Here is a 15,539-nt window from a genome sequence, read left to right on the forward strand (position 1 = left end):
CGGTTTCGGGAAATCGCTGGCCTTCGGGCCGGGCTGCGACTATGCGTCTCGCATGGCTATAGAGCAACCTGAATCAACCGGAAAGCGGTCCATCGCGGCGATCATTCTTGCCGCCGGGCGTGGCGAGCGTGCCGGGCAAACCGACGGGCCCAAGCAATATCGCAGGATCGGCGGACGAGCCGTCATCGCCTGGACGCTGGATGCTTTCATCGATCACCCTGGCATTGGACCTATCGTCGTTGCAATACATCCCGATGACGATGCGCTTTTCCACGAAGCGGCAGGCACGCTCCCCAACCGGGTGGTGACGGTGAAAGGCGGCAGGACGCGCCAGGAATCGACCTGGCTTGCCCTGCAGGCGCTTGGCGGCCACCACCCGAAAGCCGTGCTCATTCATGATGGTGTGCGCCCATTCGTCGATGCCGCAACGATGGACCGCGTGATTGCCGCGATCGATGAAAAACATGGCGCGCTGCCCGCTTTGCCCGTTTCCGACACGCTGAAGCGCGAGGCCGCGGACGGCACGATCGAAGAAACCGTCCCTCGGGCCGGCCTGCATGCGGCGCAGACGCCGCAGGGTTTTCCGTTCGAACTCATCCGCGAAACGCATCGCCGCGCATTCGAGGCCCGGCGTATCGACTTCACCGACGACGCAGCCATTGCCGAATGGGCCGATATCCCGGTGCGGATCGTTCTCGGCTCGCCCGACAATGTCAAACTCACCTGGGCAAGGGATATTTTCATGGCAGATCAACGCCTTGGCGGACGCAGCTCGAGCTTTCCCGATGTCCGCACCGGCAATGGCTACGATGTGCATTCCTTCGAAACAGGCGATCACGTCACGCTATGCGGCGTCGCCATCCCGCATAACAAGCGGCTTTCCGGCCATTCAGACGCCGATGTCGGGCTCCATGCCCTGACCGATGCGCTGCTGGCGACCTGCGGTGCCGGCGATATCGGCACGCATTTCCCACCCTCCGATCCACAATGGAAGGGCGCGGCATCGCACATCTTCGTGGAGCATGCCGCAAAGATCGTTCGCTCGAACGGCGGGCGGATCGCCAATGCCGACATCACGCTCATTTGCGAAGCGCCGCGCGTCGGCCCGCATCGCGAGGCGATGACGGAGGCGCTGTCGAAAATGCTCGGAATCACCAAAAATCGCATTTCCATCAAGGCGACCACCAATGAAAAACTCGGGTTCGTCGGCCGCGAGGAAGGCATAGCGGCAATCGCGACCGCCAGCGTGGTCTATCCAGGGGAACTGCCCGAATGAGCGATCTTCAGCAACTAGCGATCGCCTTTCTCAAGGCATGCCGCGACCACGGCATCATGGCCGCCACGGCGGAATCCTGCACCGGTGGTATGATCGCCGCAGCTTTGACCGACATAGCGGGATCGTCCTCGGTGGTCGATCGCGGCTTTGTCACCTACTCCAATGAAGCCAAGATGGAGATGCTCGGCGTTTCCGCCGCCACGCTCGACGCTTATGGCGCAGTTTCGCGCGAGACCGCATATGAGATGGCAGCGGGAGCGCTTGCGCGTTCCAGGGCAGGCATCGCCATGGCGGTTACGGGCGTCGCCGGACCGGACGGCGGTTCGCCGGAGAAGCCGGTCGGCCTCGTCTGGTTCGGCCTTGCAATAAAGGATTGGCCCATCATCACGGAAAGCCACGTCTTCGAGAACAACGGCCGGGACTTCATTCGCCGTGAAACCGTGCGGACCGCACTGGAAATGAGCCTGAGGGAACTTGGCTGAGGCTAGCCGCCTACAGCTGCAAAGCCATGCCTATCGAGGCAGGCGCCGTGGGCTCAAAGCCGAACTTTTCATACAGATGCCGCGCCGGGCCGTCCGCTATAAGGCTGACATAGGCAGTCTCGGGAGCCGTGGCGCGCAGATAGCCGACCAGCGCCTCCATGATTTTCTTGCCCAGGCCCTTGCCCTGATGATCCGGATCAACGGCAATGTCGGTGATTTGATAGAAGCACCCGCCATCCCCGATAATCCGCCCCATGCCGACCGTCTCGCCGTTCCATATCAGCGTGACCGCATAGATCGTATTGGGCAAACCGAGAGCGGCGGCTTCTAGTGTCTTTTCGCTTAGCCCCGAGATGCTGCGCAGCCGTCTGTAGGTTTTGATATCGGGCGTACCGACAACCAGCAGATAGTCGTCGGCTTCAGGATTGTTGTTATCCAACTGCTTTGACCGATTCTGGCTTGCCATAGATTACTTCCGCGCGCTTTTCGAACGCCTCCACGAACATGCGGAAGGCGCGGTCGAACATCGCGCCCATCAGCGCGCCGAGAATGCGGCTCTTGAATTCGTAGTCGATGAAGAAATGGATGTCGGTGCCTGCCCCGCTCTCGGCAGCATCGAAGCGCCAGATGTTGCTTAGGTAGCGGAATGGGCCGTCGAGATATTTCACGTCGATGGCATTCTCGTCCGGTTTCAGATGAACCTGGCTGGTGAAGGTTTCGCGGATCGCCTTGTATCCGACCGTCATGTCGGCAACCAGCAGCGTTCGTCCGTCGCGCTCCTTGCGGGAGCGGACGCTCAGCGCTTCGCACAGCGGCAGGAACTGCGGATATTGTTCTACATCCGCAACGAGCGCAAACATCTGGTCGGGCGTGTGGCCGACGTGGCGGATGGTCTCGAATTTCGGCATAGTCTAGGCGGAAGCCTTGGCCGACTTCTTGAGATGCTCTTCACGCGCCGCCCGGAGCTTGGCGAAATCGTCGCCGGCATGGTGCGACGAGCGCGTCAGCGGGCTGGAGGCAACGAGCAGAAAGCCCTTGGTCATGCCGACCGTCTCATAGGACTTGAACTCGTCCGGCGTCACGAACTTCTTGACCGCGTGGTGCTTCTTCGACGGCTGCAGATACTGGCCGATGGTCATGAAGTCGACATCGGCGCTGCGCAGATCGTCCATGAGCTGAAGCACTTCGTTACGCTCCTCGCCCAGCCCGACCATGATGCCGGATTTGGTGAAGATCGACGGATCGAGTTCCTTGACCCGCTGCAACAGGCGGATCGAGTGGAAATAACGCGCGCCCGGCCGCACCGTCAGATAGTTCGACGGCACCGTTTCGAGGTTGTGGTTGAAGACATCGGGCTTGGCCGCGACCACGATCTCCAGCGCGCCTTCCTTGCGCAGGAAGTCCGGCGTCAGGATTTCAATGGTGGTCGCAGGCGTCGCCGCGCGGATGGCACGGATCACGTCGGCGAAATGCTGTGCGCCGCCATCGTCGAGATCGTCGCGGTCGACCGAAGTGATCACGACATGGGTGAGCCCCATCTGCTTGACGGCCTTGGCCACGCTCTCCGGCTCATTCGGGTCGAGCGGCAGCGGGCGACCGGTCGCCACATTGCAGAAGGCGCAGGCGCGAGTGCAAATCTCGCCCATGATCATGAAAGTGGCGTGCTTCTTCTCCCAGCACTCGCCGATATTGGGGCAGCCGGCCTCCTCGCACACCGTCACCAGCTTGTGCGATCGCACGATCTCGCGCGTTTCGGCATAGCCCTTGGAGACAGGCGCCTTGACGCGAATCCAGTCGGGCTTGCGCAGAACCTCCTGATCAGGCCGATGGGCCTTTTCGGGATGCCGCACGCGCGGCGTGGTCGAAACCAGATCGAGGACGGTAACCATTTATCTTCCTAGCTCGCACGCTGCGTGCGGCCGAATATCCAGAGAATGACGATCGCGCCGACGATGGCGACGAGCAGATTGCCGAAAAAGCCGTAGTAATTGACGTTCAGCAGTCCAGCCAGCGTGCCACCGACGAAGGAGCCGGCTATGCCGACCAGGATGTTGGTGAAAAAGCCGTGGTCGCGGTTCATCGTCTTTTCGGCGACATAGCCGGCAAGAAAGCCGATGATCAACATGCCGAAAAAGCCGGTTCCCGGCATTCCCATAATTCCGTAACTCGGTTCCATCACCGCCTCCTCGCGACCCTTGGTTCACCCCATATAAGTCAGAACGTCGCGCTGCAACAGACCCGCCAGAGACCAGCTGTCATGCGTTCAGCGCGCGGCCGTAAGCGTCGAGCACACTTTCCTTCATCATTTCCGACAGCGTCGGATGCGGGAAGATCGTGTGCATCAATTCTTCCTCGGTGGTTTCGAGGTTCATGGCCACCACAAAACCCTGGATCAGCTCGGTCACTTCCGCGCCGACCATATGCGCGCCCAGCAGCTGTCCGGTCTTCTTGTCGAAAATGGTCTTCACCATGCCCTGGTCCTCGCCAAGTGCTATCGCCTTGCCATTGGCAACGAAGGGGAAGCGGCCGACACGGATGTCCTTGCCCTGCTCCTTGGCCTTGGCTTCGGTGAGACCGACAGAAGCAACCTGCGGATTGCAATAGGTGCATCCGGGGATCTTCAGCTTGTCCATCGGGTGCACGTTGGGCAGTCCGGCAATTTTTTCGACGCAGACGACAGCCTCATGCTCGGCCTTATGCGCCAGCATCGGCGGGCCGGCGACATCGCCGATGGCATAGATGCCCGGCACATTGGTCTTGCCATAGCCATCGATGACGATGGTGCCGCGCTCCACCTTCACGCCAAGCGCTTCCAGCCCGATATTCTCGACATTGCCCTGCACGCCGACGGCCGAAATCAGCCGGTCGGCGGTGATCTTCTCGACCTTGCCGTCCTTCATCTCGACATGGGCAGTGACCGAGTTCGCGCCCTTCTCGACCTTGGTCACTTTCGCCTCGAGGATGATCTTCATCCCCTGCTTCTCGAACTGCTTCTTGGCAAATGTCGAGATTTCGGCGTCCTCCACCGGCATAACCTGCGGCAGCAGCTCGACCACCGTTACCTCGACGCCCATGGTGCGATAGAAGCTGGCGAATTCGATGCCGATCGCGCCCGAGCCCATCACCAGCAGCGACTTCGGCATTTCCGGCGGCACCATCGCCTCGAAATAGGTCCAGATCAGCTTGCCGTCCGGCTCGATGCCGGGCAGCGCGCGCGGGCGGGCGCCGGTGGCGACGATGATGTGCTTGGCGGTGTAGGTGCCCTCGCCCTTGGTGTTCTTCGGCAATGGCGCCTGCGGCTGCATCGGCTTCTTGGCGGTCTTGGAAACCACGATCTCGCCGGGCTTGGAAAGCTTTGCCTCACCCCAGATCACATCGACCTTGTTCTTCTTCATCAGGAAGCCGACGCCGCCATTCATGCGCTCGGCAATGCCGCGCGAGCGGGCGACGACCGCCTTCAGGTCGGCCTCGATCTTGCCGTCGATCTTCAGGCCGTAGCTCTTGGCGTGTTCGGCATAGTGGAAAATCTCGGCCGAGCGCAGCAGCGCCTTGGTTGGGATACAACCCCAGTTTGAACAGATGCCGGCTAAGTGTTCGCGTTCGACGATTGCCGTTTTCAGGCCAAGCTGCGCCGCGCGGATCGCCGCGATGTAGCCGCCGGGACCCGAACCGATGATGATGACGTCATAGTTTTCGGCCATGTGTTTCCTGCCTTCTTCTATGCCACGTTTCGGGTGAGCAGCACCCATTCGTGTCTCTTGCTGTTTTCGGACAACGGCACCGCCTCGATGCGCTCGGCTTCGGCGAAGCCGTTCATGCGATATAGGTTCTGGGCCGTTTCATTGTGGCTTTCGGTAATCAGGCTGACCGGTCCATCGGCCATGTCGATTTCGCGTTCAAGCAGTGCGCGGCCGATGCCCTTGCCGCGATGATGCTTGTAGACGCCGAGACTGTCGATGAACCGGTTACCGACCACCTTGCGCTGGAGCGCCAACAGCGGCTCGATCACCGGGTGCGGCGCGACGATCTCATGCACGCTGTCGTCCAGATCGTAGGCGATGGATGTTCCGGCAACCTCACCGTCCCATTCGGCAAGGACGGCACTGCGCCATGCGCCCGGCTCGTCTTCCCGCATCTTGGCGCGCCCGCGCTCCAGTGCCGTATCCGTTGTTCCGTTGATGACGGCGCCATACCAGAGCCAACTGGCAAAGCCGTGCGAAGCAACATCGACCAGAACCGCGAGCTCGGCAGCATCGCGCCGTTCGGCGGGCCGAATGGCAAGACGCGCGCTCATTTAAGCTCCAGCATGACCCGCGCCACCGGCGCGATCGCCTCGCCGACCCTTCGCGTGTTTTCCGCGTCGAGATGCACGCCGTCGAGCGGCGTGGTTTCGGCAACGGAGCCGGCATCGAAAAAGCCGCAGCCGAGTTCGTCGGCGAGTGCTTCATATTGCGCCGCAAGTTCACGCGAGGCCTTGTCGCCGCCAGCAAACATTCCGGCAAATTCGGCGTCTTCCGTGCGGCTGACGGATGGTGGCGAAACCAGCAGGATTTCCGGCGCTTCGGCTTCAAGCGGGTATGGATGGCCCTGTACGATCCTGACAAGGCGCGCCATGCCCTGCTTGGCCGCGATCGGATTGCCGTGGATCCACGGCTTCATGTCGTTGGAGCCGAGCATGATGATGATCAGGTCGAGCGGCGCGTGCGTGCCGAGCAGCGTCGGCAGGACACGCGCCCCGTTGCGATCCTCGCCGGCGAGATGATCGTCGAACGCCGTCGTGCGGCCGTTCAGCCCTTCAGCGATGACCTTCACGCCGTCGCCGAGTGCTGCCTGCAGAACGCTCGGCCAGCGATCCTCATAGGCATGACGCGAAGGACCCTCGGCGTTGTAGCCCCAGGTCAGTGAATCGCCGAAGCAGAGGACGGTTTTCATAATGCCGTGCTCCCCGAGGCAACTTCCCCTCCCCCTTGCGGGGAGGGGTAAGGGGTGGGGGTGGCTCCGCCAAGCGCCAACCTGACCGAATTGAGCACGCCGTCCCGGCCCAACATCACTTCAGAATTGGAAAACCGCAAAACCCGGAACCCTTCAGCACGCAAATATTCGTCGCGTTGCCGGTCATAGCTCATGGCTTCGTCTGTCTTATGAATTTCGCCGTCCACTTCGGGCATGTCGCGAAGGTGCTGCCAAAGCCGCTTTTCCGCTTCGGTCGTCGCCTTGCGCAGCCTCGGCGCATTAGCGCGGGCGTTGGCCGACTGCTCTTTCTCCGGCGGCTTATTCCAGGGCAAGTCCATTCTCCTGCAGACTTGGTGTTAGCGGATCGACCCCCACCCGGTCGCTAACGCGACCACCCTCCCCGCAAGGGGGAGGGTTTTCAGCGTCAGACCAGCATTCCCATCGGGTTTTCGATGTGGCGCTTGAAGGCCGTCAGCAGTTCGGCTCCGAGCGCGCCATCAACGGCGCGGTGATCGGTCGAGAGCGTCACCGACATGATGTTGGCTATTCTGATCTCGCCGTTCTTGACCACGGCCCGTTCCTCGCCCGCGCCGATCGCCAGGATGGTGGCGTGGGGCGGGTTGATGACGGCGGCAAAGTCCTTGATGCCGAACATGCCGAGATTGGAAACGGCCGTCGTGCCGCCCTGGAACTCTTCCGGCTTCAGCTTGCGGTCGCGGGCACGCTTGGCCAGATCCTTCATCTCGTTGGAAATGACGGACAGCGTTTTCTCGTCGGCCTTGCGCACGATCGGCGTGATCAGGCCGCCGGGGATCGACACGGCAACGCCGACATCCGCGTGCTTGTGCTGGACCATGTTCTGCTCGGTCCACGACACATTCGCCGTCGGCACGTCGCGCAGCGCCAGCGCCATCGCCTTGATGATCAGGTCGTTGACCGACAGCTTGTAAGCCGGCACGTCGCCCTTCTCGGTCTTGCGCATCGGTGCGGCGGTGTTGAGCTGCGCGCGCAACGCCAGCAGCGCGTCGAGTTCGCAATCGAGCGTCAGGTAGAAATGCGGGATCGTGGTCTTTGCCTCGACCAGGCGCCGCGCGATGACCTTTCGCATATTGTCATGCGGAACGAGTTCATAAGTGCCTTCGGCGAACAGCTTGAGCACGGCGTCGTCCGACATTGCCTTCGGTGCCGGTGCAGCCCCTGCGGGTGCCGGCGCCTTGGCTTCAGGCGCAGCCTTTGCGCCGCCGCCGGCAATCGCCGCCTCGACGTCCGCCTTGACCACGCGGCCATGCGGGCCGGTGCCGGCAATACCGGCAACATCGACGCCGGCATCCTTGGCAATGCGACGGGCGAGCGGCGAAGCGAAGGCCCGATCTCCCGACGCTTCACTCTTTGCGGCGGGCGCGGCTGCGCCGTTTGTCGCGGGAGCCGCCGCTTTTTGGGGCTCAGCCGCGGCAGCCTTGGGTGCCTCAGCCTTTGCCGCTTCCGGCTTCGCTGCCTCGGTCTTTTCGGGCGCGGCCTTTGCCGGAGCGTCGCCGCCCTTGGCGGCAGCGCTTGCATCCTCGCCTTCCGCCGCAAGCACGGCGATCAGCGCATTGACCTTCACGCCTTCGGTGCCGGCCGGAACGACCAGCTTGGCGACGGTGCCTTCATCGACGGCTTCGACTTCCATCGTCGCCTTGTCGGTCTCGATCTCGGCGATCACGTCGCCTGGCGAAACCTTATCGCCTTCCTTGACCAGCCACTTGGCGAGATTGCCCTCTTCCATCGTGGGCGAAAGGGCCGGCATGGTGATGTTGATCGGCATAGCGTCCTCCCGCTTAGCGATACGTGACGGCTTTCACCGCCTCGACGACCTCGCCGACATTCGGCAGCGCCAGTTTCTCAAGGTTGGCCGCGTAAGGCATCGGCACATCCTTGCCGGCGATGGTGATCACCGGCGCATCGAGATGGTCGAAGGCGCGCTGCGAAACCTGATTGGCGATGAAGTCGCCGACCGAGCTCTGCGGGTAGCCTTCTTCAACGACGACCAGACGGTTGGTCTTCTTGACCGAGGCGATGATCGTGTCGAAGTCGAGCGGGCGAATGGTCCTCAGATCGATGATCTCGACATCGATACCCAGGCCGCGCAGTTCGGCTTCCGCCTTGACCGCATAGGTCATGCCGATGCCGAAGGAGACGATGGTCACGTCCTTGCCGGTCTTGTGGATGCGTGCCTTGCCGATCGGGAGGACAAAATCATCGAGCTTCGGCACGTCGAAGGACTGGCCGTAGAGGATTTCGTTCTCGAGGAAGATGATCGGGTTCGGATCGCGGATTGCCGCCTTAAGCAGGCCCTTGGCGTCGGCAGCCGTATACGGCATCACCACCTTCAGGCCCGGAATGTGGCTGTACCAGGCGGCATAGTCCTGGCTGTGCTGGGCAGCGACGCGGGCGGCAGCACCGTTCGGGCCGCGGAACACGATCGGCGCACCCATCTGTCCGCCGGACATATAGAGCGTCTTGGCGGCGGAGTTGATGATCTGGTCGATTGCCTGCATGGCGAAGTTGAAAGTCATGAACTCGACGATCGGCTTCAAGCCGGCCATTGCCGCACCGACGCCGACGCCGGCAAAGCCGTGTTCGGTGATCGGCGTATCGACGACGCGACGCGCACCGAATTCCTGCAGCAGCCCTTGCGTGATCTTGTAGGCGCCCTGGTATTCGGCAACTTCCTCGCCCATGACGAAGACATCTTCGTCGCGGCGCATTTCTTCGGCCATCGCATCGCGAAGCGCTTCGCGGACGGTGGTCGAGACCATCTCGGTGCCGGCCGGAATATCCGGGTCGGCTGCGACTTCGATCTTGGGAGCGGCTGCGACGGGCGCGGGCTTGGTTTCGGCCGGCGCTTCTGCGGGCTTCTCTGCCGGAGCCTTCGCAGACACTTCCTCTTCGCCAACGCCTTCGCCGGCCTTGTCGATGTCCTCGCCTTCGACCGCAAGGATTGCGATCGGCGTGTTCACCTTGACGCCTTCGGTGCCGGCGGGCACGAGAATCTTTCCGAGTACGCCTTCGTCAACGGCTTCGACTTCCATCGTCGCCTTGTCGGTTTCGATCTCGGCGATGACATCGCCAGCGACAACCTTGTCACCTTCGTTCTTCAACCATTTCGAGAGATTGCCCTCTTCCATGGTCGGCGAGAGCGCGGGCATGAGAATTTCGATCGGCATGTCCAGCCCTCCCCTTAATGCGTGATGTCGGTGTAGAGCTCGGAAGCATCCGGCTCGGGATCGGTCTGCGCGAATTCGGCTGCATCGGCAACGATGTCACGCACCTCCTTGTCGACTGCCTTAAGATCGTCCTCGCTCGCCCACTTCTTTTCGAGAACGCGCGCCTTCACCTGCTCGATCGGGTCGTGCTCGGAGCGCATCTTCTGCACCTCCTCCTTCGACCGGTATTTCGCCGGGTCGGACATGGAGTGGCCGCGATAGCGGTAGGTCTGCATTTCAAGGATGATCGGGCCCTTGCCCGAGCGGCACCATTCGGTCGCCAGGTCGGCTGCGGCCTTCACCGCGCGCACATCCATGCCGTCGACCTGTATGCCGGGAATGCGGAACGAGGCGCCGCGCTGCGAGAAATCCGTCTCGGCCGAAGAACGCGATACTGACGTGCCCATGGCGTAACGGTTGTTTTCGATGATGTAGATCACCGGCAGCTTCCACAGCGAGGCCATGTTGAAGCTTTCATAGACCTGGCCCTGGTTGGCCGCACCGTCTCCGAAATAGGTCAGCGAGACATTCTTGTTCTCGCGGTAGCGGTTGGCGAAGGCAAGACCGGTGCCGAGCGACACCTGCGCGCCGACGATGCCGTGCCCGCCGTAGAAATTCTTCTCCTTGGAGAACATGTGCATGGAGCCACCCTTGCCCTTGGAGTAGCCTCCACGGCGACCGGTGAGCTCTGCCATCACGCCGCGCGGCGACATATCCATGGCCAGCATATGGGCGTGGTCGCGATAGGCGGTGATCATCTGATCGCCTTCGATCAGCGCCATCTTGAGGCCGGTAACGACCGCCTCCTGCCCGATATAGAGGTGGCAGAAGCCGCCGATGAAACCCATGCCGTAGAGCTGGCCGGCTTTCTCCTCGAAACGCCGCATCAGCAGCATGTCGCGATAGGCAGCGAGTTCCTGCTCCTTGGTGAAATCAACGGGCTTGGGCGCCACTGGCGCGGAACTGGATTTGCCGTCCGTTTTGGATCGAACGGACGCCTTCTTGGCGGCAGCAGCCATGCATCACTCCCTGGCAATGTCTCTTGTCGGACATGGAAGGGGATGTGCTTCCCCCTCGAATTGGAATGAGGCTAGCATGCAATTCAACGTTCGGCCATGCGGAAAAATGCATGGCTGGCATGCACGTAACCGACTAGAAACATTGAAGATATTGATGATTAACCGACTTACGGTTAATTCGTCTCGTCCGAGGAACGGATGATCGTGATCTCATCGGAATGGGACAGGTTCAACGCCTTGCGCGCCTGTTCGTCCAGCATGTCCTTTTCGAGCGTGCCGTCATGCAGGAGTTGCACCCTGCGCTCAAGCTCGATGCGCTGCGATCTTACAGTATCCAGCTTGGCCTGCAACTCGACCGTCCGGTCCTGCAGCCGGTACTTGGAATAGATGCCGAATTCGCCGTGATAGGCATGAAAACCGAAATAGGACAGGAACAGCACTGCAAGTGCCGGCACGATGAGCCGTCCGGTTTTTCTTTCTTTGTGCTGACGTGTCCACATGGCGCAGATTCCTTCTGCCGCTATCTCGCGCCATCATGCTTAATGTCCGGTTACGGCGGCGAAAAAATCAGCGCCCCGGAACAGAAAAAGGCGAGGATCACTCCCCGCCTTTCCGTGAAAACCAAGCGATAGAAACAGAGGGCAATCAGCCCTTCAGGATCGAGCGTCCTGCAAAGCGCGCCTGCGTGCCGAGCTCCTCCTCGATGCGGATGAGCTGGTTGTACTTCGCGGTACGGTCCGAGCGTGCCAGCGAACCGGTCTTGATCTGCCCGCAATTGGTGGCAACGGCGAGATCGGCAATCGTCGAATCTTCCGTCTCGCCCGAGCGATGCGACATGACGGCGGTGTAGGCCGCCTTGTGCGCGGTCTCGACCGCGTCGAGCGTCTCGGTCAGCGTGCCGATCTGGTTGACCTTCACCAGGATCGAGTTGGCGACACCCATGCGGATGCCGTCGCGCAGGCGGGCCGAATTGGTGACGAAGAGATCGTCGCCGACCAGCTGGACCTTCTTGCCGCAAAGATCGGTGAGATACTTCCAGCCTTCCCAGTCGTCCTCGGCCATGCCGTCCTCGATCGAGATGATCGGATAATCGCCGGCGAGCTTGGCCAGGTATTTTGCCTGCGTCTTGGGATCGCGGCTCTTCTTCTCGCCTTCATAGACGTAAGCGCCGTCCTTGAAGAACTCGGTCGCAGCGCAGTCCAGTGCGAGGGCGACGTCCTCGCCGGGCTTGAAGCCGGCCTTCTCGATCGACTCCATGATGAAGTCGAGTGCCGCCGGTGCGCTCTTCAGGTTCGGCGCAAAACCGCCCTCGTCGCCGACATTGGTGTTGTGGCCGGCATCCTTCAGGCGCTTCTTCAGCGTGTGGAAGATTTCCGAGCCCCAGCGCACGGCGTCACGGAAGGTCGGCGCGCCGACCGGCATGATCATGAATTCCTGGAAGTCGATCGGATTGTCGGCATGCGCGCCGCCATTGATGATGTTCATCATCGGAACCGGCAGGACGCGGGCGTTCGCGCCGCCGACATAGCGATAGAGCGGCAGGCCGGCAGATTCGGCAGCAGCCTTTGCGACCGCAAGCGAGACACCGAGAATGGCGTTTGCACCGAGACGGGCCTTGTTCGGCGTGCCGTCGAGGTCGATCATGATCTGGTCGATGCCGGCCTGATGCTCGGCCTCAAGACCGCCGACAGCCTCGAAAAGCTCGCCGTTCACGGCTTCCACAGCGCGCTCGACACCCTTGCCGAGATAACGCGGGCCGCCGTCGCGCAGCTCGACCGCCTCATGCGCACCCGTCGAAGCGCCCGAAGGAACCGCTGCGCGGCCCATCGAGCCGTCTTCCAGCACCACGTCCACTTCCACGGTCGGGTTGCCGCGGCTATCCAGAATTTCACGGCCGATGATGTCTACGATTGCGGTCATAGGGAGGGTTCCTCGGTGCTGGAGGGTTGGGTCGGGCCTCTCTTAGCGGAAGCCCCACAAAAGGCAATCAGAAGGCTGGCGCATAGAGACTGTTTGATAATTCGCCCTGCCGAGACATATGGCGTGGTTTTCGAGAACCGGAGCGGAGCGTACATAAAGTACGTGAGCACCGGAAGCGCAGAAAACTACGTCAGATGACCGGCAGGGTAGAGTTTCCAAACTGTCTCTCAGGCCTTGGCGATGCGGTCGAAAGCCATCAATCTTTCCAACAGTGCCGGCAGGTCCTTGAGCGGTATCATGTTGGGGCCATCCGACGACGTCGAATTGTCCGGGTCCTGATGCGTCTCGATGAACACGCCCGCGACCCCGACGGCAACCGCCGCACGCGCCAGCGTTTCGACGAAGCGGCGCTCGCCGCCCGATGTCGCGCCCTGCCCGCCCGGCTGCTGCACGGAATGGGTCGCATCGAAAATCACCGGCGCTCCGATCTCGGCCATGATCGGCAGCGCGCGCATGTCGGAGACCAGCGTGTTGTAGCCGAAGGAAGCACCGCGCTCGGTAACCAGCACATTGGCGTTACCCGAACCGGTGACCTTGGCGACCACGTTCTTCATGTCCCAGGGAGCGAGGAACTGCCCCTTCTTCACATTCACCACCTTGCCCGTATTGGCGGCGGCAATAAGAAGGTCGGTCTGGCGCGACAGGAACGCCGGGATCTGCAGGACATCGACATGCGGCGCGACGATCCGGCATTGCTCTTCAGAATGCACGTCGGTCAGCACCGGCAGGCCGAATTCCTTGCGCAGGTCGTCGAACACCGGCAGCGCCGCGTCGAGCCCGGCCCCGCGCGTCGATGACAGCGAGGTGCGATTGGCCTTGTCGTAGCTCGTCTTGTAGACGAGGCCGATACCGAGTTTCGTCGTCAGTTCCTTGAGCGCGCCGGCCATGTCGAAGGCGTGCTGGCGCGATTCGAGCTGGCACGGCCCTGCGATCAGCGACAGCGGGCTGGCATTGCTGAAAACGGCATTGCCGACGGTGACGGTCGAATTCGGCGCGGTCATGAGAACTCCTCGAAAGCGAAAATGGCGCCCTGCCCTGCGGCTGGCGGTACAATCAGGCGGCTGCCGCGCCTGTGATAATCCACGGCGTCGGCAATGAGAAGCGCTTCCGTCCTGGCCAGGTCTTTGACGCCGAAGACGATCGCGGCAAGCCGCAGGCTGGATACGGACGGAGCCTCAACCCCGAAAGCTGCCTTGAGGCCGGCAGGATCGGTCAGCGCGATGGTGGCGTTCGGCAATTCGAACTGAATGGTTTCACCATTGGCGATACCGGGTTCAGTTCGGGCCACGACGTTGAAAAAGCCACTATGAGCTTCTGGATCGGCGCTGGCCGCCATGACGCCGACAATGCGTCTTGCACCATTGGCATGGGCCTGCAACGCCGAGCGGTCAACCTTGGGGGCATTTACCCGCTCGCAGGTGAAGAAAAAAGCATCCGGCATGTCTGCTTCGGCGGCAAAGGCGAGCCGGAACGAAGCCGTGTCCGCCTTGCCGGAGGCATCTACAAAAGCCCGCGAAAAATCGAGCCTTGGGCCGGCCGAAACGGCGGCGCGAACAAAAACCGCGTGGTCCGCATCGGCATCTTCCGTGCCGAACACCAGCGCCGAAAAGCCCTCATCGCCGTTGCGCTCTCGAAACAGGCGGTCACGTGCGACGAAGACATTTTGCGCTGCAATCGCTTCATCGACCTTACCGGCATCGCGGATCGCCAGCGGCTCCAGAAACGTGCCGTCCGAAAAATAGACGCAGGCGTTTTCGGTGCCGAAAGGATGGATGCCGACCGGCGCAACCGTGAAGCCAAGCGCAGCGAGCCGCTCGCGCGCGATGCCAAGATCGGCTATCGGCAGGACGAGGTGGTCAAGCGAACGCGCTTTTGCGGAAATGCTCATCGCGCCGCCATGTGCCCGAAAACCGACTGCGGTTCAAGCTTTGGGTTTATTTTGCGTCTTTGTCTTGCTGCGTCGATCCTCGTGTCTTCCAGCGTCGATCCTCGGCGATTGGCGAAGGCAGCCCTGACGTCGTCATCCCGGAAACCGCAGCGAAGGTTATCCGGGACCCATTCCGAGCATCGTCAGGCACGGCCCCGTCCTGATGTTGACGCGCGTTCTGCGCCGCAGAAGCTCTTTTGCATTCCGGCATGGATCCCGGGTCTCCGCTTCGCTCCGCCCGGGATGACGAAGAGAGGGGGTGTCGCAGCCAATCGCAAACGTTGTTGCTGGCCAAAGACGCAACTGCCGCACCAGCATTGACGATTAGCGAAGGCTAAACATGCAGTTCGTCATCCCGGGCGCAGCATGAGCGAAGCGCATGCGGAGACCCGGGATCCATGCCGGAACATCAATGAAGTTCACTATGGTGCAGAACTGCCGTAGCTGAAGCACGCGGAAACTGTGGGGGAAAGATTTTCACCCAATTTCCCGCCAACCCATTGTTTCCATTCACCCCACACATTTTTCCACGCCCGATTTATCCCCCTCATTTCCACCTCCCGCATAATCCCCTCATCGCTCTTGCGGGACCGGGTTCTGGAACCGGGATCGGGGAGAGCGGCGGTGACCTCCCGCCCTGGTGTGGTAGCCAGGAAC

Annotated in this window: 17 protein-coding genes; 2 read left to right on the plus strand and 15 right to left on the minus strand. The window is 61.6% G+C overall.

What is annotated here, in order from left to right:
• The first annotated feature begins 52 nt into the window (after positions 1-52).
• Both BM413_RS12790 and BM413_RS12795 read left to right on the plus strand, forming a co-directional pair.
• Positions 53-1,276 (plus strand): bifunctional 2-C-methyl-D-erythritol 4-phosphate cytidylyltransferase/2-C-methyl-D-erythritol 2,4-cyclodiphosphate synthase, encoded by a 1,224-nt coding sequence (locus BM413_RS12790; protein WP_091913743.1) that lies wholly within the window; start codon positions 53-55, stop codon positions 1,274-1,276.
• Positions 1,273-1,758, plus strand: a complete 486-nt coding sequence (locus BM413_RS12795; protein ID WP_091913702.1) for a CinA family protein — start codon at positions 1,273-1,275, stop codon at positions 1,756-1,758. The genes BM413_RS12790 and BM413_RS12795 overlap by 4 nt, the downstream gene beginning before the upstream one ends.
• A 10-nt stretch (positions 1,759-1,768) precedes the next feature.
• Here the strand turns inward: BM413_RS12795 and BM413_RS12800 are convergent, their stop codons facing one another.
• The 15 genes from BM413_RS12800 to BM413_RS12870 all read right to left on the minus strand — a co-directional run bounded on the left by BM413_RS12800 (position 1,769) and on the right by BM413_RS12870 (position 14,843).
• Complete coding sequence (locus tag BM413_RS12800; protein WP_091913703.1) at positions 1,769-2,224, minus strand: GNAT family N-acetyltransferase; 456 nt, start codon at positions 2,222-2,224, stop codon at positions 1,769-1,771.
• Entirely contained in the window at positions 2,190-2,666 is a 477-nt protein-coding gene (locus BM413_RS12805) for a type II toxin-antitoxin system RatA family toxin (protein WP_091913704.1), read from the minus strand. The genes BM413_RS12800 and BM413_RS12805 overlap by 35 nt, the downstream gene beginning before the upstream one ends.
• A gap of 3 nt (positions 2,667-2,669) precedes the next feature.
• Entirely contained in the window at positions 2,670-3,647 is a 978-nt protein-coding gene (gene lipA, locus BM413_RS12810; protein ID WP_091913705.1) for a lipoyl synthase, read from the minus strand.
• Positions 3,648-3,655: 8 nt separating this feature from the next.
• The gene (locus BM413_RS12815; RefSeq protein WP_091913706.1) at positions 3,656-3,934 is read right to left on the minus strand and encodes a GlsB/YeaQ/YmgE family stress response membrane protein; all 279 of its coding nucleotides are present in this window, start codon (positions 3,932-3,934) and stop codon (positions 3,656-3,658) included.
• Positions 3,935-4,013: 79 nt separating this feature from the next.
• Entirely contained in the window at positions 4,014-5,459 is a 1,446-nt protein-coding gene (lpdA, locus tag BM413_RS12820) for a dihydrolipoyl dehydrogenase (RefSeq protein ID WP_091913707.1), read from the minus strand.
• Between the two features lie 17 nt (positions 5,460-5,476).
• Positions 5,477-6,052 carry a GNAT family N-acetyltransferase gene (locus BM413_RS12825; protein WP_091913708.1) on the minus strand — a complete coding sequence of 192 codons (576 nt, stop codon included), beginning with the start codon at positions 6,050-6,052 and terminating at the stop codon, positions 5,477-5,479.
• Positions 6,049-6,690, minus strand: coding sequence for an SGNH/GDSL hydrolase family protein (locus BM413_RS12830; protein ID WP_091913709.1), 642 nt, complete (start codon positions 6,688-6,690; stop codon positions 6,049-6,051). Before BM413_RS12830 ends, BM413_RS12825 begins: the two co-directional genes overlap by 4 nt.
• On the minus strand, positions 6,687-7,043 hold the full coding sequence (locus BM413_RS12835; protein WP_210188931.1) for an endonuclease domain-containing protein: 357 nt from the start codon (positions 7,041-7,043) through the stop codon (positions 6,687-6,689). Before BM413_RS12835 ends, BM413_RS12830 begins: the two co-directional genes overlap by 4 nt.
• 92 nt (positions 7,044-7,135) lie before the next feature.
• Positions 7,136-8,515, minus strand: coding sequence for a pyruvate dehydrogenase complex dihydrolipoamide acetyltransferase (locus tag BM413_RS12840; protein ID WP_091913711.1), 1,380 nt, complete (start codon positions 8,513-8,515; stop codon positions 7,136-7,138).
• 13 nt (positions 8,516-8,528) lie between these two features.
• A complete protein-coding gene (locus BM413_RS12845) occupies positions 8,529-9,917 on the minus strand; it encodes a pyruvate dehydrogenase complex E1 component subunit beta (protein WP_091913712.1) in 1,389 nt (462 codons plus the stop codon).
• A 14-nt stretch (positions 9,918-9,931) separates the two neighbouring features.
• A complete protein-coding gene (gene pdhA, locus BM413_RS12850; RefSeq protein WP_091913713.1) occupies positions 9,932-10,975 on the minus strand; it encodes a pyruvate dehydrogenase (acetyl-transferring) E1 component subunit alpha in 1,044 nt (347 codons plus the stop codon).
• A 173-nt stretch (positions 10,976-11,148) separates the two neighbouring features.
• Entirely contained in the window at positions 11,149-11,475 is a 327-nt protein-coding gene (locus BM413_RS12855; RefSeq protein WP_091913714.1) for an FtsB family cell division protein, read from the minus strand.
• A gap of 145 nt (positions 11,476-11,620) precedes the next feature.
• Positions 11,621-12,895, minus strand: coding sequence for a phosphopyruvate hydratase (eno, locus tag BM413_RS12860; RefSeq protein ID WP_091913715.1), 1,275 nt, complete (start codon positions 12,893-12,895; stop codon positions 11,621-11,623).
• 227 nt (positions 12,896-13,122) lie between these two features.
• On the minus strand, positions 13,123-13,956 hold the full coding sequence (gene kdsA, locus BM413_RS12865) for a 3-deoxy-8-phosphooctulonate synthase (RefSeq protein ID WP_091913716.1): 834 nt from the start codon (positions 13,954-13,956) through the stop codon (positions 13,123-13,125).
• Positions 13,953-14,843 (minus strand): VOC family protein, encoded by an 891-nt coding sequence (locus BM413_RS12870; RefSeq protein WP_091913717.1) that lies wholly within the window; start codon positions 14,841-14,843, stop codon positions 13,953-13,955. The genes kdsA and BM413_RS12870 overlap by 4 nt, the downstream gene beginning before the upstream one ends.
• Positions 14,844-15,539 lie beyond the last annotated feature (696 nt).

Source organism: Mesorhizobium sp. YR577, assembly GCF_900116595.1.
In the GTDB taxonomy this organism is placed as follows: Bacteria; Pseudomonadota; Alphaproteobacteria; order Rhizobiales; family Rhizobiaceae; genus Mesorhizobium_M.